General features: G+C 44.0%; 15 protein-coding genes and 3 pseudogenes. 5 read left to right on the top strand and 13 right to left on the bottom strand.

Going from position 1 to position 18,983, the window contains the following annotated elements; all coding sequences use genetic code 11:
- Positions 1-222 precede the first annotated feature (222 nt).
- Positions 223-1,668 (top strand): FAD-dependent oxidoreductase, encoded by a 1,446-nt coding sequence (locus tag BLO31_RS11525; protein WP_070966672.1) that lies wholly within the window; start codon positions 223-225, stop codon positions 1,666-1,668.
- Here BLO31_RS11525 and BLO31_RS11530 read toward each other — a convergent pair.
- The 3 genes and pseudogenes from BLO31_RS11530 to BLO31_RS11540 all read right to left on the bottom strand — a co-directional run bounded on the left by BLO31_RS11530 (position 1,665) and on the right by BLO31_RS11540 (position 4,034).
- Positions 1,665-2,588, bottom strand: a complete 924-nt coding sequence (locus tag BLO31_RS11530) for a 5-oxoprolinase subunit C family protein (RefSeq protein ID WP_070966280.1) — start codon at positions 2,586-2,588, stop codon at positions 1,665-1,667. The two genes, BLO31_RS11525 and BLO31_RS11530, sit on opposite strands and share 4 nt — an antisense overlap.
- Positions 2,585-3,294: pseudogene (locus BLO31_RS11535) on the bottom strand (5-oxoprolinase subunit B family protein). Before BLO31_RS11535 ends, BLO31_RS11530 begins: the two are co-directional and overlap by 4 nt.
- The gene (locus BLO31_RS11540) at positions 3,291-4,034 is read right to left on the bottom strand and encodes a 5-oxoprolinase subunit PxpA (RefSeq protein ID WP_070966675.1); all 744 of its coding nucleotides are present in this window, start codon (positions 4,032-4,034) and stop codon (positions 3,291-3,293) included. Before BLO31_RS11540 ends, BLO31_RS11535 begins: the two are co-directional and overlap by 4 nt.
- 338 nt (positions 4,035-4,372) lie before the next feature.
- Between BLO31_RS11540 and BLO31_RS11545 the strand changes: the two genes are divergently transcribed.
- Both BLO31_RS11545 and galE read left to right on the top strand, forming a co-directional pair.
- Positions 4,373-6,340: a sensor domain-containing diguanylate cyclase gene (locus tag BLO31_RS11545; RefSeq protein ID WP_070966284.1), complete on the top strand. Its 1,968-nt coding sequence runs from the start codon at positions 4,373-4,375 to the stop codon at positions 6,338-6,340.
- 72 nt (positions 6,341-6,412) lie between these two features.
- Entirely contained in the window at positions 6,413-7,426 is a 1,014-nt protein-coding gene (galE, locus tag BLO31_RS11550) for a UDP-glucose 4-epimerase GalE (protein WP_070966287.1), read from the top strand.
- 32 nt (positions 7,427-7,458) lie between these two features.
- Here the strand turns inward: galE and BLO31_RS11555 are convergent, their stop codons facing one another.
- The 6 genes and pseudogenes from BLO31_RS11555 to napF all read right to left on the bottom strand — a co-directional run bounded on the left by BLO31_RS11555 (position 7,459) and on the right by napF (position 12,011).
- Positions 7,459-7,593, bottom strand: coding sequence for a TIGR02808 family protein (locus tag BLO31_RS11555; RefSeq protein WP_070966292.1), 135 nt, complete (start codon positions 7,591-7,593; stop codon positions 7,459-7,461).
- 8 nt (positions 7,594-7,601) lie between these two features.
- Positions 7,602-8,174 (bottom strand): NapC/NirT family cytochrome c, encoded by a 573-nt coding sequence (locus BLO31_RS11560; protein WP_070966295.1) that lies wholly within the window; start codon positions 8,172-8,174, stop codon positions 7,602-7,604.
- A 32-nt stretch (positions 8,175-8,206) separates the two neighbouring features.
- Positions 8,207-8,662 (bottom strand): nitrate reductase cytochrome c-type subunit, encoded by a 456-nt coding sequence (locus BLO31_RS11565; RefSeq protein ID WP_070966298.1) that lies wholly within the window; start codon positions 8,660-8,662, stop codon positions 8,207-8,209.
- 62 nt (positions 8,663-8,724) lie between these two features.
- Positions 8,725-11,213, bottom strand: a pseudogene (napA, locus tag BLO31_RS11570) (periplasmic nitrate reductase subunit alpha).
- Complete coding sequence (locus BLO31_RS11575; protein ID WP_070966302.1) at positions 11,210-11,518, bottom strand: chaperone NapD; 309 nt, start codon at positions 11,516-11,518, stop codon at positions 11,210-11,212. The pseudogene napA and the gene BLO31_RS11575 overlap by 4 nt, the downstream one beginning before the upstream one ends.
- The gene (gene napF / locus BLO31_RS11580) at positions 11,505-12,011 is read right to left on the bottom strand and encodes a ferredoxin-type protein NapF (RefSeq protein WP_070966306.1); all 507 of its coding nucleotides are present in this window, start codon (positions 12,009-12,011) and stop codon (positions 11,505-11,507) included. The genes BLO31_RS11575 and napF overlap by 14 nt, the downstream gene beginning before the upstream one ends.
- 248 nt (positions 12,012-12,259) lie before the next feature.
- Here napF and narQ point away from each other — a divergent pair.
- Together narQ and BLO31_RS11590 are read left to right on the top strand one after the other, a co-directional pair.
- Positions 12,260-13,959, top strand: a pseudogene (narQ, locus tag BLO31_RS11585) (nitrate/nitrite two-component system sensor histidine kinase NarQ).
- A 10-nt stretch (positions 13,960-13,969) separates the two neighbouring features.
- Complete coding sequence (locus BLO31_RS11590) at positions 13,970-14,599, top strand: response regulator (RefSeq protein ID WP_070966309.1); 630 nt, start codon at positions 13,970-13,972, stop codon at positions 14,597-14,599.
- A 68-nt stretch (positions 14,600-14,667) separates the two neighbouring features.
- On the opposite strand, the gene dcuC is transcribed toward BLO31_RS11590, so the two are convergent.
- The 4 genes from dcuC to BLO31_RS11610 form a co-directional block, all read right to left on the bottom strand.
- Positions 14,668-16,035, bottom strand: a complete 1,368-nt coding sequence (gene dcuC / locus BLO31_RS11595; RefSeq protein WP_070966314.1) for an anaerobic C4-dicarboxylate transporter DcuC — start codon at positions 16,033-16,035, stop codon at positions 14,668-14,670.
- Between the two features lie 249 nt (positions 16,036-16,284).
- Entirely contained in the window at positions 16,285-17,079 is a 795-nt protein-coding gene (locus tag BLO31_RS11600) for an EAL domain-containing protein (protein ID WP_070966317.1), read from the bottom strand.
- Between the two features lie 228 nt (positions 17,080-17,307).
- Positions 17,308-18,096 (bottom strand): lipase family protein, encoded by a 789-nt coding sequence (locus BLO31_RS11605; RefSeq protein ID WP_070966679.1) that lies wholly within the window; start codon positions 18,094-18,096, stop codon positions 17,308-17,310.
- Positions 18,097-18,208: 112 nt separating this feature from the next.
- Positions 18,209-18,844 (bottom strand): hypothetical protein, encoded by a 636-nt coding sequence (locus BLO31_RS11610; RefSeq protein WP_070966322.1) that lies wholly within the window; start codon positions 18,842-18,844, stop codon positions 18,209-18,211.
- Between the last annotated feature and the right edge of the window lie 139 nt (positions 18,845-18,983).

The raw sequence follows: 18,983 nt of genomic DNA on the forward strand, positions 1-18,983 counted from the left end.
TGCAAATAATCCGCTAGGCCAGTAGTAGTGTAGTATGGAAGCAAATTGTTATTCACAGTTGCCGTTTTTGATGCTTCAGTAATATTTGAGTCAAGCGTTTTTTTGCTTTTTTTTCTTCAAAAAAATTCATAAAAACGAAACCAAAGCCATGAAAAAAATGTGATTTTCTTAACAGAGTTTTACTACTAAAATACGCTAGGAATGAAAGAATTAGCTGAGTTAATGTTGAAAAATAATAAATCGGGATTAGCACCAAGAGTGGCTGTAATTGGCGGTGGGGTTGCTGGTGCAACGGCAGCGCTTCACATGGCGGAACTCGGTGTTCAGGTACGTTTGATTGAAAAGCGCGATTCGCTTGTCAATGGCCCTCCCATTTGTCATTTACACGCTGGTGGTAACTTATACCGCGAGATATCTCTTCAACAGTGCATTGAATTGCTTCATCAATCCATCGATATTGTTCGCCTGTTTCCGCACACGCTTAACGAGCGCCCGACTATCATTGCAACGCCGCTATCTGACGGTGGAGAGCCAAATGAACTGTTGGAAAGGCTTAACACGATTAAAACAGCGTATAAGGATCTAGTTGAGCTAGACAGTGCAAACAAGGTTTTAGGCGAGCCTAGCAGTTACTTTAAAACCTATAGTCGCTCGGAGATTGAAGCGCTAATAGGGCTTGATCAACCTGAGCGCCCGTCAACTTTTGATGACTGGATGATTCCTTTTGCAAGCGGTGCGGATTTAGACGCCTTAAAATATCCTGTTATCGCTGTTCAAGAATACGGTTGGAGCGTGTTCCGTCTGGCGGCTTCGGCGACACTCGCTTTTGAGTCACTGTCTAATTGTTCTCTACACTTTAATACTTCCTTGATTAAAGCGGTTCGAAACAATGAAGTTTGGGAATTGACGACTAAAGACTCTGATGGCAATCAAAGTACTTTTCATGCGGATTATCTTGTAAATGCTTGCGGTTATCTCACTGGCACTTTAGATGACATGGTAGAAAAGCCCCGTAATAGATTGGTCGAGTTTAAGGCTGCTTATGTGTCTCATTGGGATACTGAACAGCAATATTGGCCAGAGGTGATCTTCCACGGTGAAAGAGGGACGCCCAAAGGTATGGCACAGCTAACGCCATACCCCAATGGGGTTTTCCAACTGCACGGCATGACGAAAGACATTACCTTGTTTGAAAACGGGTTAGTTTCTTCGACAGGGCAATCTTCTCAACCCGTTCTTCCTTCTCATTTGAAACGCAAGATCAATCTAGGTTGGACTGAGCAAGTGGCTAATGAGAGAACGGGAAAAGCCATTGCTCACATGTCTCAGATGATCCCCGACTATGCCAGTGCAACGCCGCTGGGGACACCGCTTTTCGGAGCTCAACAAATCCCTGGTCAAGATGATACGTTGCGTTCCGCTGACGTGACTTTTGAAAAAGATGATTACGCAAGGGTTGAAGTGGTAAAAGGCTCATCTGCACTTGAAGCCGCGAGAAAGATGGTTAGTACTTGGAAGTTATACCAATATTCAAGTGAATCAATTGAAGAGTTGCACCCAGTTACGCTAAAACTCACCGCGCAGGAAATCGAAAGTCGAGCGGAAGAATTGGCTACTCAACGAGGCTATCCTAAAGAGCTTGCTAAGTTCTACCCTGAACGTATTTAGTAGCCAAAGAAGTTCGCCCATTGACACCAAACATCTTGTAACCCTAATAAATCACCCTTGGTAAAGGTAACAGATTGGCCGGGTTTTCCTTGCGCCAATCTGGGTAGATCAATTCTCGCTACACAGCCAATTTTGGGATAGCCACCTATAGTTTGTCGGTCATTCAGCATAATGATTGGGCTTCCTTCAGGAGTGACTTGGATTGACCCCAGAGCAATGCCTTCACTTAAAATACCGTCGACAGGTGGTTTGATACTGTCGCCTTCAAGGCGATAGCCCATTCGATTGCTATGCTGGCTTATTACAAACTCAGAACGATAGAATCTTTCCATACTGGCGACACTAAAATCATCTCTTTGATATCCCTCGATGACTCTAAGTTCAAGGGGTAGGTTGTAGTCTGGTTGGTAGCGAAAAGTGAGTTGTACCGATTTGCTATCTAAACTGTGGGAAGTAAATGGAAGAAGGTCACCACTCTGAATTGCTGCACCGGCATTAAAGCCGCCGAGCTTATCCTTAGCGACACTTGACACACTTCCCAGCTGACTCGGTAGGTTAAATCCCCCTCGTATTGCAAGATAACTTCGCAGACCGTTTCTGGGTAGGGAAAAGCTTAATACCTGATCTTTGAGCGCTTTAAAACTAGACCAATTGGTGATGGGTTGGCCGTCGAGTGTCGCATTGAGATCTCCCCCTGCAATGGCCAATTGACAACTGGCAAGGATTTTAAACTCTGCCTGCCCTAAGGTGATTTCGAGAGAGGGGCAATTGATTTCATTTCCGAGTAAATGATTGGCCCAACAATAGGCGTAATCATCAACAGGTCCACCTTGAGTAATGCCATACTGGGCCAGACCGTAGCGACCAAAATCTTGAATGAGCGACAACTGACCGGGTTTTATCACTTTGATTGCGTTCATTGGATCACCTCTTGCGGGATTATCCCTCCTAATTTGAGAAACTCCGCTTTGTCGATTGGCACAAACTTTACTCGACTACCAACTTCAAATGGAATCATTGGGTCTTTTTGAGGGTCATATAGATCGATGGGACAGTTTCCTATAATGTTCCACCCTCCGGGGGACTCCGCTGGATAAACGGCCGTGCTAGCATCTGCGATTGCCACACTGCCCTTAGGTACCTTATATCTAGGTTGACTTAAACGCGGGCGTTGCAAATGAGGCTAACCCCGCTCAAAAATGCAAACCCCGGTGCAAAACCAATCGCAGATACATTGTAGACAGGTTGACTATGAAGTTTGATTACTTCTTCAAGAGTGATGTCTTGGTCAATGTAGTGCTTCAAGTCGGGCCCTACGGCTTCGTTGTACCAGACTGGTAAATCGATGATCGGTTTTTCAGTCGCCTCGTAAGTCTCTTTGACCCCCTGAACAAGAATGGACTCAATAATGGGACAAAGTTCGAAAACAGAGATTCTATGGGGTAGATAGTCGATTAAAATCGTTGAATAAGATGGCGTAATGTTCATTAGCCATGGTGCGAGTTCCCCTTGAATCTGTTTGGTTAACGCGCTTATGTTGGCAGACAGTTCGACGCTGACTGGTTCTTCAAAAGAAATGAGTATCGAGCACTCGGCGACGGGGTCTATGGTGTATCGATAATTCATATTGCCTCCAACGCGTTCTTAATTTGCTGGATTACTTCTATTGCTTGTAAATTATCGCCATGTACACAAATAGTGTCAGCCTGAATAGGGATAAAACAGTTGTCCAGCGTTGCTACTTTTTGATATTTGGCAATCTGTAGCACTTGATTAAGAATTTCTTCTCTTGTTTCTATAACAGAGCCGCTTAGTGACCGAGGTGCGAGTTTGCCGTCAGATAGGTAACGCCTGTCGGCAAAGGCTTCAAAATAGAGTGGAATGTCATAGTCATCGGCAATGTCTAGAAACTTTTCGTTGTCGGCCGTGGCAAGAATCATTAAAGGTACTGAAAATGGGGATACAGCGTTACAAATAGCTGTGAAGATACGTTCATCATGCATCATGTCGTTGTATAGCGCGCCATGGGGTTTGACGTATTCCATCTTTTGTCCATAGGCAGTGCATAATGCATTTAGCGCCCCAATTTGATAGGTCAGCATATGTGTGATGCTTTGGCTGTCCATTGGTAGGCTTCTTCTTCCGAAGCCTTGTAAATCAGGGTAACCGGGATGAGCTCCGATTTTAACTCCGTGTTTTCCTGCTAACTGGATCGTTGTCGCCATAACGTCGGGATCAGAAGCGTGAAATCCACACGCGATATTGGCCATCTGGATATGAGGCATTGCAAGATCGTCGGCCCCCATTTTCCAACTCCCAAAACTCTCACCCATATCACAATTGAGACTTATTACCCTATTTTTCATCGATTTAGCTACCTCGACAGTGCGTTGGACTTTTGCTTCCACCCTTTTGCGGCAATAAGGGTGATCCGATTCATTGTTTAAAGCACAATTCAGACCGGTGCGCTCGAATTCATATATATTATTGTCCGCTAATGATTACATAAGTGTAATGGATGGCTCAGTTTGGGATTTGAGCTCGGTTTTACCTTATATATACATCGCTAGATAAGTTAAGAATCGCATTAACTTTCAAGGTTCTAAACTGTTTGTCTTCCAATTTGAGAGGTAGGCATCAGTAGTAAGCAGCAAGTGGAAAACGATGTGACTATGCTCCTTTGCCAACTGGTTTTTAAATACATATGAAGTTTATCAATGGCCTTTCGTTAAGAAGTAAACTGATCCTGCCAATTACTCTCTTTATCGCTCTTATCTTCATTTTTTCCCAAGGTTATGGGTTGATGATGTCGTTTGAACGTGAAAGAGAAAATATGATCAGTAAAGTGAGGTTACTTTCCGAGGGTATCGCTTTCAATCTTCACACCGCACTGCTGTTTAACGATAGCTTAAACGCTACCGATGTGCTCAGTTCTTTTTCGGCTGATAGCCAAGTGTTGCGAGTTAAGTTGTATACCGAAGACAAGCAGTTGTTTGCCATGTATGAAAGGGAAGGGACGTCAGCTCCTGTTCCTACAGAACGGCAGAGAAATGAGATCCACCAAAAGGGTTTCTCGGTAGGCGACAACTACATCTACATGAAGGTTCCGATTGCGATAGATAACAATCATATCGCCCACCTGAGAGTCATCATATCATCGCAATCACTGGACATGATCTATCAAAAGTCCGTGACGAACAGTATGTTGTTTTTAGCGCTGTTACTATTGGCGTCTTTCATCCTCTACTACACGGTAGACAAGTTTATTATTGGTCCCGTTGATGCACTGAATCAGCAAATACGGTCCTTTATGGACAACAAAGAATCCAGTCGTTCAATTTTGCCTGTTGCTAACGATGAAATTGGCGATTTAGTCGAAGCGTACAATGCGCTTTTTCTTCGTCTTGATCGGAGAGAGAAACAAGTTACTCATACTATGGAGAGGCTGGAAGAAGAGAAGTCGTTCGTCAATGAAGTTGTAGAATCCGTCAATCATGCTTTGATTGTTGTTGACCACCGTGGACAGATCGTTCATGCCAATGCTGCCAGTTGCGATATGTTTAGATGTACGCGAGGATTTCTATCAAAGTCGAATATACTCAGCCTATTTGGAAAGGCTGATACCTTTGCTATCGAAGAAGCGCTTTTTTGCGGTGAAGAACTTCACCAACTAAACATCAAAACTACGGATCTGTTTGGTCAACACCAGCAGCTCAATATTAATTCAACCAAACTCACCAAGGCCAACCAAGTTCTCTTTATTATTGAGGATATTACCGAAACTGAAGCCGCATTGGCTCAACAGCGATTGGCAGCTGGCGTATTTGAAAATGCCCACGACGGATTAATGGTCATTAATGCGCAAGGTTTAATCACCATGATTAACCCAGCGGTTACAGAGTTGCTGGGTTATCAAGCGGACTTTTTGATCAACCGAAGCCCAGTAGAGGTACTAGAATGGCAACAGTTCGTTTCGCTAATGCCAAAGATAGTCGAATCAGTGAATGAGTTTGGTCAGTGGCAGGGGGAAATTTGGGAGAAGCATAAAAACGGTCATCTGGTTCCTATGTTTGTAAAGGTTAGTAAGATTACCAGCAAGGATTTCGCCGGTGGAGATGACCTAGTCTTTATTTTATCAGACCTATCTAACCTGAAAGAGATGGAGAGGTTGGAGTACTTAGCGCATCACGACTCCCTAACTGGATTAGCAAACAGAGCTAAGCTCTGTCGCGTACTGGATGAAAATCTCAAGTTAGACTCAGCAAATCGCCTAGCGTTACTTTATATAGACCTTGATGGATTTAAAAATATAAACGATAGCTATGGACACGACGCGGGGGACGAAGTTTTAAAACAGGTTAGCTTAAGGTTAATAGAAAATGTTGCTAGCCAAGATCTAGTTGCGAGGCTGTCTGGCGACGAGTTTGTTATCTTGCTAAACAATGCAGAACGCGAGCAGGTAATGCGTTTATCATCTTCTTTGGTTAAGCAGATCAAACAACCGATAAAGTATAAAGAACGGTGTGTTACAGTGAGTGCTAGTATAGGAACACATTGCAGTATCGGACAAAAGGACAGTTTAGACGAAGTGCTTAAGGCGGCGGATACTGCTATGTATAAAGCCAAAAATAGCGGGAAAGGTCGCTTTGTTATGTGTGATGAACCGTCTTAGGTGTTCGGTTTTACTGCAGTTGGTGTAGTATTATAAGTATCTAATTATTTGTTAAAACAAGTTAGGTAGCTTATGAGGATTCTGGTAACAGGTGGATTAGGTTATATAGGTAGCCACACATGTATTCAAATGATTGAAGCTGGCTATCACCCCATTATTCTAGATAACCTATGTAACAGTAAATCGTCAGTTTTAGACCGTATTAAAGAAGTGTCTGGACATCGACCTCTCTTTATAGAAGGCGATGTTAGAGATAAACGAGTGCTTGTTGATATTTTCCAACAGCAAAATATCGATGCAGTGATTCACTTTGCCGGTTTGAAGGCGGTTGGTGAATCGGTCGAGCTACCACTTCGCTACTATGATAACAACGTTAACGGTACTCTAGTATTGGTAAGTGCTATGCAGGAAGTAGGTGTGAAAACACTTGTGTTTAGCTCTTCTGCAACGGTTTATGGCGATCCGGCGAGTGTACCGATTACAGAAGATTTTCCGACTAGTGCTACAAACCCCTATGGCCGAAGCAAGCTTATGGTTGAAGAGTGCTTAACGGATTTTCAAAAGGCGAATCCAGAATGGAGTATTACGCTTCTTCGCTACTTTAATCCGGTGGGTTCTCATCCAAGTGGCCGACTTGGTGAAGATCCGCTGGGTATTCCGAACAATTTAATGCCTTTTGTTAGTCAAGTGGCCATTGGGCGACGCGAGTTCCTTTCCGTTTTTGGCGATGACTACGAGACAAAAGACGGTACGGGTGTAAGAGATTATATCCACGTTTTAGATTTGAGTGATGGTCACATCGCGGCACTTAAGCACCTAGGTAAAAAATCAGGTCTGCACACGTACAACCTTGGCACGGGTAATGGTTATAGCGTGTTAGAAATGGTCAATGCGTTTGAGCAGGCATCTGGAAGGGAAGTACCCTACAAAATCGTTGAGAGACGTAGTGGTGATATTGCTGAATGTTGGGCAGATCCGAGCAAAGCAGAGAAAGACCTCGATTGGAAAGCGACGAGAAATTTGCAATCAATGACTGCAGACTCTTGGCGATGGCAGTCGAACAATCCTGACGGTTATCCAGATTAAAACAAAGCCACCGTTTAGGTGGCTTTGTTGTGTTATAGCTCTTTGTCTTTGCCCAGAGCCAATATCCAAATGGAAAAGGCAGCTACCGCGGCAAAACCACCCAAAATTATCAGGGGCATTGCGCTATAGCCTAATACGTGCCAGATTACGGATTCGAATGTACTCATAGTTGTCCTTACCAGCCTTCAACGCCATGCATGTCGGGAAGTTTGTGTGCGATGCCCTTATGGCAGTCAACACAAGTTTTTTCGCCACTGGCCAATGCCGTCGAGTGCTGTTTGGCACTGCGAGGGCCCTGTTCGGAGAAATCCATAAACTCGAACTCATGGCAATTGCGACATTCTAAGGAGTCATTGGCTTTTAATCGAGACCACTCCCTTTCAGCCAAATATCCTCTGCGAGCATTAAATTTCTCTTCGGTATCAATGGTTCCGACAAAATGGGCGAATAGTTCTTTCGAAGCTTGGACTTTGCGAACGATTTTATCTGTCCACTCATGTGGAACGTGACAATCAGAACAGATAGCCCTTACACCTGAGCGGTTGGAGTAGTGAATGGTTTCTTGGATTTCTGCCACTATTGGAGCGTGACAACCAGAGCAGAACTCTTCGCTGTTAGTCGCTTCCATACCAGTGTTAAAGGCGCCCCAGAAAATGAGGCCGCCAGCAAAACCCATGAACAAAACCACACCAACCGACGCCTTACTAGGTGTGGTTAGTCGTCGCCAAAACGCTTTAATTAATTTCATAAATAGCCTCTAATCAATTGGTTTGGCTATTGCTAGCGTAGTGAGTCAACAGGTGTGAACTCATTTTCTACCAGTGGCTTAGCATTGGCTTGTGGTACGTGGCATTGCAAACAGAAGTAGCGACGAGGTGATACGTCAGCTAGTACCGCATCTTCGCGGTTAACATAGTGAGTAACACTCACCTTTGTTGCACCCATCTCCTTTGCATTTTTCCAGCTATGACAAGCCAAGCACTTATTGGCGTTAAGGGTTACTTCATAACCCCTAATACTATGAGGTACCAGTGGAGGCTGATATACGTACTCACTCTCTAACACCTGATCTTTTGGATACTTTTTAAAGTCATCTGCTGGTCGGGTATCTTCAAGTTCGCTCATACCTCTGAGTGATTGCAAACCACCAATACCACCGGGGTTATCAATTTCTGCATGAACCAAACCGGTCGTAAAAGCACCGATTGACAGCAGGACAAATAGTAATTTTTTCATCTAGAATTCTCCGCCTAAAGGCTAAAGTCTTTAGGGAAGGCAAAACCTCCCCATCAATCGTGTTATGCAACTTTAGTGATTTTTACAGGACACTTCTTAAAGTCCGTCTGCTTTGACAGCGGGTCGGTGGCATCCAAGATCAGCTTGTTGATCAAAATACGAGCGTCAAAGAATGGTACAAATACCAGTCCTTTAGGCGGACGGTTCCGACCTCGGGTTTCAACCCTAACTCTGATTTCACCGCGCTTGTTCGCTATCAACACCTCTTCACCACGGCGTACATTTCGAGCTTTAGCATCTGCTGGATGCATGTAGCAGACGGCATCGGGAACGGCTTTGTAAAGCTCGGGAACTCGACGTGTCATGGTTCCGGTATGCCAGTGTTCCAGTACTCGACCAGTACATAGCCACATATCAAACTCCGCATCAGGTGCCTCTGGTGGCGCTTCGTAAGGTGCAGAAATGATCAGAGCTTTGCCATCGGGTTTTCCGTAGAATTCAAAGCCTTTACCCGGTGTGACATATGGATCAGAGCCTTCGCGATAGCGCCACAAGGTTTCTTCGCCATTCACAACAGGCCAACGAAGACCGCGGTTTTGGTGATAGGTATCATAAGGGGCTAGATCGTGTGCTTTGCCACGCCCAAACGTCGCGTACTCTTCAAAAAGCCCTTTTTGCACGTAAAAGCCAAAGTGATGCGCATCATCATTGAGCTCTTTTGCCTCTTCTACAGGGAACTTGTCGACCACTCCGTTTTTGAAAAGTACGTCAAACATAGTTTTACCGCGGTATTCTGGCTTTTGCGCCAGAAGTTCTTCAGGCCATACTTCTTCAATTTTGAAACGTTTAGAAAACTCTAAAACTTGCCAAAAATCAGACTTAGACTCGCCAACGGTTTCCACTTGCTGGTACCAAGCTTGAGTACGTCTTTCGGCATTGCCGTACGCACCTTCTTTTTCAATCCACATCGCGGTAGGCAGAATTAGGTCCGCTGCCTGAGCTGTTGCTGTTGGGTATGGGTCGGATACGACAATAAAGTTTTCAGGGTTGCGATAACCAGGCAGACGTTCACCGTTGATGTTTGGTCCTGCCTGCATGTTGTTATTACATTGAACCCAGTAGGCGTTGAGTTTACCGTCTTTGAGCATTCGATCTTGCAAAACCGCGTGATAGCCCGGTTTAGGAGGGATGGTGCCCTCCGGTAACTGCCAGATTTTTTCACTGATCTCACGGTGTTTCGGATTGGCAACGACCATATCGGCTGGAAGTCGGTGTGCAAAGGTTCCCACTTCTCGAGCCGTTCCACATGCGGAAGGTTGCCCTGTCAAAGAAAATGGGCTGTTTCCTGGTGTGGCAATTTTACCGGTAAGCAAATGCAGGTTATATATTAAGCTGTTTAACCAAACACCACGGGTGTGCTGGTTGGCTCCCATTGTCCATAGAGACATCACTTTTGTATTTGGGTCGGCGTATTGCTTGGCGAGTTCCAATAGTTTTTCTTCGGAAACACCTGACATTTCGGACGCTTTTTCTAATGTATATGGAGCGACTGAGGCTTTGTATTGTTCAAAGTCTATTGAAGAAAGTTTACCTGAATTAGGGTTCTTCGCTTTCATTTGAATAGGATCGTCGTCGCGTAGCCCGTAACCAATGTCAGTAGCGGTTTGCTTAAAGTTGGTGTGCTTATTGACGAAATCCCAGTTAACGGCATCGTTATTGATGATGTAGTTTGCAATGTAGTTGGCGATGGCTAAGTCAGACTGAGGTTCAAAAATGTAGCTTGATCTGCCAATTCAAAAGAACGATGGTAGTAGGTCGATAGAACGTTGACTTTTACATGTGGATGGCTCAGACGACGGTCAGTGATACGAGTCCAGAGAACAGGGTGCATTTCAGCCATATTGGCGCCCCAAAGAACAAAACTGTCGGCGTTTTCAAAGTCGTCGTAACAGCCCATAGGTTCATCAATACCGAATGTACGCATGAACGCGCCAACGGCCGAAGCCATACAGTGACGAGCATTAGGGTCGATATTGTTTGAACGGAAGCCCGCTTTCATCATCTTGGCAGCAGCATAGCCTTCCATTACAGTCCATTGACCAGAGCCAAACATACCGATCCCACTTGGACCTCTATTTTTTAACGCTTCTTTCCACTTTTCTGCCATAGTGTCGAAAGCAACATCCCAAGAAACTGGGGCAAAATCTCCATCTTTGTGGTATTTACCGTCTTTCATTCTTAGCAAGGGTTGCGTAATGCGGTCTTTGCCGTACATGATCTTAGAAAGGAAGTATCCTTTAATGCAGTTTAAACCCTTGTTAACCGGTGACTCAGGGTCACCCTGTGTCGCCACGACTTTGCCGTTTTGCGTGCCAACCAAAACCGAACAACCAGTACCACAGAAGCGACAGGGTGCTTTATCCCAATGGATAGCAGTCTGATCTGAACTAGCAATTAAGTTGGTTGCGGTTGCTGGTAGTGTGATACCTGCAACTGCAGCGGCGGATGCAGCAGCGTTTGCCTTAACAAACGCTCGTCTTGTCATTTTCATACTTCATCCTCGGTATGGGAATGTTTCGTTCCAGTGTTATTGTTCTGTTCATCGTTAAGGTCGGTTTCGATTTGGTGATAGACCAATACCGTACTCAACACGTTGGGAAAATCGTTAATGGCATCTATTGTGTCGGTGACGAAACCTTGGTTTTCAGTTTCTAGCACAACTACAAGCTTGCCATCGGGACTTTCACCGTAGATTTCAGTGCCTGATAACTGCAAAATTTTAGCTTTGGTGTCTGATAATTGTGACGGTGTCACATGTACAACTAGGCTAGAAATATGTACTTCATTCAGAGACATAGCTTTTCTCGTTTTGGTTGACATTGCTTACTTTTATCGAGGATGTTGGGCAGACAGAGACACATGCACCACAGCCAGAACAATCCTCAAGCGACAATCTTGGTTCGGCGACTTTGCCTACTTGCAACTTGAACTGAATGGCCATCGGTTCACAGCTTTCGCTACAACTGCGGCATTCAACATTTTTGTTTGCTAGGCAAGAGTCAGCAATTGACGCTTTTATATTCCAAGGAGGTAAAGAACGATCTAAGAATAAATTTTCGGGACAGACATCGGCACATTGGTAACAGAAGGTACATTCATCTTTTTCAAAGTGGACGGTTGGAAAACCGCCATCACCCAGCGCGATGATATTGGTCTCACAACTTTCAACGCACTTGCCACAACGGGTGCAATCACGAGTAAACTGCTCAGGTTGTTTTAGCCATGGCAGGTGGGGCTCGGTATTGTTCCGCAAGCTCGGTTTGAAAAATCGTCTTCTGGATATATCCACGTTTCTTTTGTCTGCTAAAAGGAATTATGAATGAATGTTAGTTCACATAATTCGTTAATAAATCGTCATTTCTCAGTAAAAAATTGTAGTTTTTGACATATTTATATAAATACCCCTTAGGGGGTAATTGGCTAAAGCTCTTGTTTTAGATCAATAAAAACCATGGGTTAAGGCCTCATATTTGCGACTATAAATATGGGAAATATCAATAGAGCATGGTTGTGATTTTCGAAAGGGAAGGAAAGCGTATTAAAAAGGCAGCAAAACGTTCGGTAACAAGTACAGTTGCTAAAGCCATGCTACTCATCTTGTTGTTGTCTGTAATGATAACCAGCTTTGCGATAATCACGCTGGCGTCGAGCCTGAACGATGCCGAAGCGGTAAATGTCGCGGGCTCTATGCGTATGCAAAGCTATCGATTGGCCCATGATATTCAAACCAACTCCGGTCAGTATGCTCTGCATATCGCTCAGTTTGAGAAATCGATTTACTCTCCTTCGATGAAGGCGCTACAGAACTGGACAGTCCCAGACGATATCACCCATGACTATTACCAGTTAATCACTCGTTGGCATGAACTCAAGCACGTCCTCAAAGGGCAAAACAAGCAAGCATACTTAGATTTGGTGGCTGGTTTTGTAAGTCAAATAGACGCCTTTGTGTTTAAACTGCAAGAGTTCTCGGAACGAAAACTTATCAAGTTAGCTTGGGTAGGGGGCTTAGGTCTAGGTGGTGTCTTACTTATTTCCGTGTTTGTAGTGTATTTTGTTCGCGGCCAGATAGTGGCACCTTTGCGGGCACTGGTTTTAGCAAGTGAACAAATTAAAACTCGTAGTTTCAACGTGCAACTACCAGAATCGGGTGAAACAGAGCTGGGTGTTTTGACGCGGGCATTTAACAAAATGGCTTACGATCTTGGGATGCTCTATCGCGGGATGGAAAAAGCCGTTAATGAGAAAACTCACAAGCTACAACACGCCAATCAATCTTTGAAAGTTCTTTACGATTGCTCACAAGAATTGACGGCATCTCGAATTACCATCGATAACTTTCAAGCGATACTAAAACACCTTGTTTCTGTCGAAGGTATCGAAGGGGTCGAACTCGAAATCAATGAAATAGCAGAAAAAAGCATAAGGCTGTCTGAGGGTAAAACCATAGTGGATGGGGATAAGAAACAGCCCCTCATGCTCGATGGACTTCACCTTGGTAACTTACACTGGAAATCAGGCTTCCTTGCCCGGATCAGGCGTTAATTGATAACTTTGTTCAAATTCTATCGAGAGCTATCTATTACAATCATGCACAAAGGCAATCAGAGCAACTGATTATAATGGAAGAAAGGGCGACGATTGCTCGTGAACTTCACGACTCCCTTGCGCAATCCCTCTCTTATCTAAAGATACAAGTGAGTCTGCTCAAACGCAGTATCAACAGATCGGATAAATCATACAGTGGTGAACAAACTCAAGAGTTTATCAAAGAGCTAGATTCAGGCTTATCAGCAGCCTATACCCAGTTAAGGGAGCTACTAACCACTTTCCGACTCACGATAAAAGAGGGCAGCTTTGGCCATGCATTGCAGCAAATGTTGCTGCAATTGAATGAGCAAACGAGCGCAAAAATCGATCTTAACAATGAAATGTCCTCAGCAGAAATGGATGCACACCAGAAGGTCCATTTACTGCAGTTGATCAGAGAAGCGACTATCAATGCTATAAAGCATGCTGATGCTAGTTTAATTGAGGTGTCTTGCCGAGAAAGAGGCACTGAGCTAACCGTTAAGGTTAGCGATAACGGTAAAGGTTTTGACAAACACCATGCTCAGCTTAACCATTATGGTATGAGTATTATGGAAGAAAGGGCGTCGCGACTAGGTGGCACGCTGCAAATTGAATCATCACTCGGGAAAGGTACCGACGTTTCCCTCGTGTTTTTTAAGTCTTAGGAGGCAAGGTTTGACAACATTTCGAGTCATGTTGGTAGATGACCATCCATTAATGCGCAGGGGTATCAAGCAACTGCTAAATTTCGAAGAAGAGTTTGATGTGGTTGCAGAAGCCAGCAGTGGCGCGGAAGCCGTTGCTCTTGCCCATGACCATACGCCCGATTTAATCCTTTTAGACCTCAATATGAAGGGTATGTCTGGTTTGGATACGCTCAAGGCGCTAAGAGCCGATGAGTGCGATGCAACGATAGTAATACTTACAGTATCTGACAGCCCACAAGATATAGAAGCCTTGGTTTCTGCTGGGGCAGATGGCTATTTGCTTAAAGATACCGAGCCAGAAGAGTTAGTCACGCTATTGCGAAGTTCACTAACAGGTCAGAAGGCTTACAGTGATGTGGTGGCAGAATATCTTAAAAACCGAAGTGTACAGGAAGACGTATTTACAACTTTAACGGAAAGAGAAACGCAAATTCTCACTGAAGTTGCGAAAGGTTTTCGCAACAAGCAGATTGCGCAGCGACTGTTTATTTCAGAGTCTACGGTAAAAGTTCATATGAAGAGTTTGTTGAAAAAACTTCAAGTCCCATCAAGAACAGCCGCCACAGTGTTGTACTTAGAAAGGTATGGCGATAGATAGTTTACCAATAGTTTAAGATAAAAATAAGGCTCCGTTAGGAGCCTTATTTCGATGATTTAAGTAGCTTTTTAAGCCGTCATTGGCACAAGGATTAGCGTGCCGATGATCACGGTGACAAGGCCACCTAATACCGGAACGGATGTGCGTTTCACTACTTCAAATGGACTGATCTTGGCCATACCAGACGTTGCAACAACCACACCAGAAACTGGTGAAATAGTTCGACCCAAGTTTGAAGCTTGCAACATTGGAATGATTAAGAAAGCAGGGTTTAGTCCCATTTTCGCAGCTAAGGAAGGGGCTAGTTCTACAAACGCGTAAAAAGGAGCGTTGCCCGAACCCGTAGCAATGGCAGCGGCAACGGTTAGACCAGTTAGTATTAACATTAGGGCAATACCGCCAGCGCCAGCAGACTCAGCTAGGTGCAGAAGGTTATCAATCGCACCAATGGACATCAGACCTTGTGCGAATACACCAGCGGAGACCAAAAGCATAACGACACCTTTAAACGCATCAGCCATACCTTCGTAACAAGACTCAAGATCCTCTAGTGTCTTTTTGCCATCAAATCGCTTGGTGAAGAAGTCTACGACTGCGCCAAGGAAGATAGACAAGACAACGATCGTGTATATATCGAGTGACAAACCTGGAATTGTTTCACCGTTGAAGACAAAAACACCGACAATCGGTAGGAAAGGCAGCGCTGCATAGTAAGAAGGTGCGTTTACTTCAATTTCAGAAACGTCTATGCGTTCCATTGGAGAGTTCTCTTTCACATCCAGATACTTGTTCCAGAAGTATGCCGAGATAGACATTACCGCAATGGCACAGAACGAAACTGGTAGTACTGTTTCAACAGCAAATACGTGTAAAGGAAGCCCGGACTTCTCTGCTGCGATTACTACATCGCCCGAAGTAGGAGAGAGAATTATTGCAGCGGGTGACGCACAGACAGCTGTCGCGGCAGGTCTTGAAATTCCCATCGCGGTCATCATCGGGAACAAGGTAGCCATTAACAGCACGCCAAGCCCAGTCGCTGAGCTAACGGCTAGAGACATCAAGCAGGCGACGATATAAGCTGCAACCAAAAGAATGTAAGGTGACTTGATGACGGATAGAGGCTTAGAAAATTGTTTAACAACGACATTGTTTGCCCCGATATGTGTCATGTAGGCAGCAAATCCACATAACAACATGATCTGCATACCCAAACCGCCACCGCGGTATTGAAGCATGTATTTCACATACTCAAGTGCGTCAGTAAACAGGTTTCCGGTAGGGTCAACTTTGGATGGCAACACGGTGTGGCCAAGTAAACCCGTCACTATAAGTAACAAGATACCTGCGGTAAGTAAGACGCCAGCCGGACGGTAATTCTTTACGATGAAATAGCCGACAGCTACGGTTACAACTAACCCTATTAAGAGCTCTAACATAGATGGCCTCTGTAAATTAAACAAAAAGATAATAAGTGTTTCAATTCGTGTCAGAGAATGTACATAAAACGACTGAACAGAACGAGTGCTAAGTGCTTAAGAGATGATCCAAAACAAAAAAATAGTGAATCTTTATTGCGTAGTTACTTATATTGGAAGATTTGATTCAGGTGGCTAATAATATAATTGAATTGCTAAAGGTGTGGGATATTATACTGTAAATTAAAAAACAGCGAATAGGCAGTGAATTTACGCAGTTATAACACTGGGACTTGGTGATAATGCTTTGGGCATAGCAAGGAAGTAGCCTTGAAACATATCTATATCTAGCTGTCGCATAGCCGCGTATTGCTGGCTGGTTTCTATACCCTCTATTACGATTTGAGCACCAATGGACTGAGCCAGTTTTATACCACTTAGCAAAGGCTCGGTAATGCCATCGATGTACTGTAACAATAGTGAACGATCGAGCTTTAAAATCGAAGGGCGGATACTCTCAACACGTTCTCGATTGGAAGCCTCTGTTCCAAAATCGTCAACGGCGATTCTAAATCCATTATCAGCCAGTCCGTCCATCGCTTGCTTGAGGTTAGCTTCGTTATTTGCCGAGAGTTCGACCAACTCCATTACCATTTGAGACCGGTCTATATCGAGATCATCCAACCTTTTTGCAAGTAAGCTGGCGTTTATATCCATAAGTGCATAGTACTCTCCGACCGACGGAAGGACATTGAGAAATAGATTTAATTTGCGATAGTTGGATTTGGAAAAGTTGCGAATGTGAATAACGCGACTTAAACGCTCTACGCTAACTTTATCTTCCATAGAGACGTTGCTTGAATGGAAGAATAGGTCCGGGCGAATCTGACTGCCGTCGTCTTTTTTTAATCTGACTAGCGCTTCGACGCCAATAATATTTTCATTACGGCAAAATATAGGTTGATAGACGCTACTCAAAGTCAGATCTTTATATCTTGCTTGAAAGTGACCAGAGTCATTTTCTTCAAGGCATTGTTCAAACTGTTGATGAGTGGAAAGCATCATTGGTTTTGGGTACCTGCACTTTAGTACTATGAAAATAAAATTCTCGTTTACAATTCTCGATAATATTGACGTGGCTAATAGGCTGTCAATAAGTGAAAGGGTATCAATAGACAACTATCTAAATAAAAATCGACATAAATCAATTTATCGACACAAAGGGGAATAATTATCCGTGCTTCAATCTAAAGAACTAGAGTGTAATTGATAATTGTTTGAATAGTCGAAAAGCTATCTCTCATCAAAAAAATCTTTATTGCGAATATATTTACTCATCAAATGGTAGGAAAATGGACGAATTATCCAAGACGTCAATGAGCGCCAAAACCGGATAAGTGTTGGTGTGTTTTCGTAAATTTTGCCATTGTAAAGCCACAGCATTTTACCCACTTGCCAGTAGATGAATGGCAAGGGAGGTAAAAAAGTGACGATATCCAGATCGCAGCAAATTCGATAGGTTTTGTGGTGCAACAAGTAGTGCTTTTTGAAGTTGATAAAGCCGACTGCGGGCTGCCCGAAAGTGACGACGCGTTTTACAGACTTTGGATTATTGAACTCTAGTATATCAGCGCAAACGCAAGCCAAAGCGCCACCTGAAGAATGGCCGGTGATAGTGATGCGAAAGCCCTGACGTATTAGGGGAGTAAGGATGCTGTTGAGCTTATCGATAACCGATTGCCCAAGTATGTCGTCCCGATGTGTTGGCAAACTCTCTTGGCTGAGTAGGGAGTAGTATCCCGCGTGAATATGGTAGTGACGGCCATAGTTACGCATGCTTCTTGGCCAAAGTTTCAAATTGAGCAGCCAGTCCACCGGATTGTGGGACCCTTTTATGACGACGATTACTTCACTACTATGCTTGCTTCGCAGAACCCTGATAAACGGGCGACCAAACCGATTTGCAATGATACGTTGCCCATTGGGGGCGAAGCCGTAACGCGTATGCCTAAAGACCCGTTGATAGGTTAAGTTACACAAAATTGCGTAACGTTCGTATTGATATCTTTTCAGCTTTTTCATTGTGCCAAAGCGCAGATGGTTTAGCACAGTTTGCTCTGATTTGATGAAGATGAGATGACAAATCTAGCTCTAAGTTAAAGCTTAGTGTTGGCTGAATTTAGTGAGACTTGGCTTAGCTGAGCTGAATAACCGAGTACAGCTGGATATATTTTCTGACCAAGGTTTGATTGACACTTCTGCGCAAGGGGTGAGTGAACTTAACGTAATATGGGCTGAGGTTAAACTTAGTCTCCAGCGCGCTTGCCATTATAGAGTCGCTTCGATAAAGGCTTATTCCTTGGGCGCTATAGTCTTCGATTTCATCTGGTAAATGTCCTGTCCACCAGTGTAACAACTCGCGACTTTGCTTACTTCGCGTTATCCAGTGATCAGTAAGCAGAAGCAGCAAATCATTAGGCTGGATGGCAAATCCGTACTCATTTTGCCACTGGCTAATCGATTTATAGAGTTTTTTACGACAAGTATCTCCAGCACTAACAAGGTGTGAGGTAAGGATCCACACGGTACCAGCATCAGAGCTTACTCGGTAATGAAAAGGCAGTTCGGTAACAGGGAAGGTTTCTATAGGAGCAAAATCGCATTGATGACCAAATTCATTAAGTGTTCTTGCCAGCCTTCTGGCAAAGGCTAACCCCAAGTGGTGTTCACTCATGCCTTGATTGTGAATGGTTGGATAGTGTTTCTCTGCTAACTTCATGCAATCGGCTTGAAATTCATTAACACTTTGAATCAGTACATCTAAAAGCAAAAGAGTCTCTCCATGACCTTTATTAACTAGCGACGAAAGAGTAGCACACTTTACCACAGCGCCATGGGTAAAATAACAACGATTTGATCTCACACGCTTTTTCATCACCCAGCTAAAAACACACACCAAACCTGAAAAC

The sequence above is a fragment of the Vibrio sonorensis genome (genome assembly GCF_001854765.1).
Lineage (GTDB): Bacteria > Pseudomonadota > Gammaproteobacteria > Enterobacterales > Vibrionaceae > Vibrio > Vibrio sonorensis.

Bases quoted from the DNA above. Each gene is read 5' to 3' on its own strand.
- BLO31_RS11555 (WP_070966292.1), bottom strand. From the start codon at position 7,593: ATGAGTACATTCGAATCCGTAATCTGGCACGTATTAGGCTATAGCGCA.
- BLO31_RS11525 (WP_070966672.1), top strand. From the start codon at position 223: ATGTTGAAAAATAATAAATCGGGATTAGCACCAAGAGTGGCTGTAATT.
- BLO31_RS11545 (WP_070966284.1), top strand. From the start codon at position 4,373: ATGAAGTTTATCAATGGCCTTTCGTTAAGAAGTAAACTGATCCTGCCA.
- BLO31_RS11575 (WP_070966302.1), bottom strand. From the start codon at position 11,518: ATGTCTCTGAATGAAGTACATATTTCTAGCCTAGTTGTACATGTGACA.
- BLO31_RS11600 (WP_070966317.1), bottom strand. From the start codon at position 17,079: ATGATGCTTTCCACTCATCAACAGTTTGAACAATGCCTTGAAGAAAAT.
- BLO31_RS11560 (WP_070966295.1), bottom strand. From the start codon at position 8,174: ATGAAATTAATTAAAGCGTTTTGGCGACGACTAACCACACCTAGTAAG.
- BLO31_RS11540 (WP_070966675.1), bottom strand. From the start codon at position 4,034: ATGAAAAATAGGGTAATAAGTCTCAATTGTGATATGGGTGAGAGTTTT.
- dcuC (WP_070966314.1), bottom strand. From the start codon at position 16,035: ATGTTAGAGCTCTTAATAGGGTTAGTTGTAACCGTAGCTGTCGGCTAT.
- BLO31_RS11605 (WP_070966679.1), bottom strand. From the start codon at position 18,096: ATGAAAAAGCTGAAAAGATATCAATACGAACGTTACGCAATTTTGTGT.
- BLO31_RS11530 (WP_070966280.1), bottom strand. From the start codon at position 2,588: ATGAACGCAATCAAAGTGATAAAACCCGGTCAGTTGTCGCTCATTCAA.
- BLO31_RS11565 (WP_070966298.1), bottom strand. From the start codon at position 8,662: ATGAAAAAATTACTATTTGTCCTGCTGTCAATCGGTGCTTTTACGACC.
- galE (WP_070966287.1), top strand. From the start codon at position 6,413: ATGAGGATTCTGGTAACAGGTGGATTAGGTTATATAGGTAGCCACACA.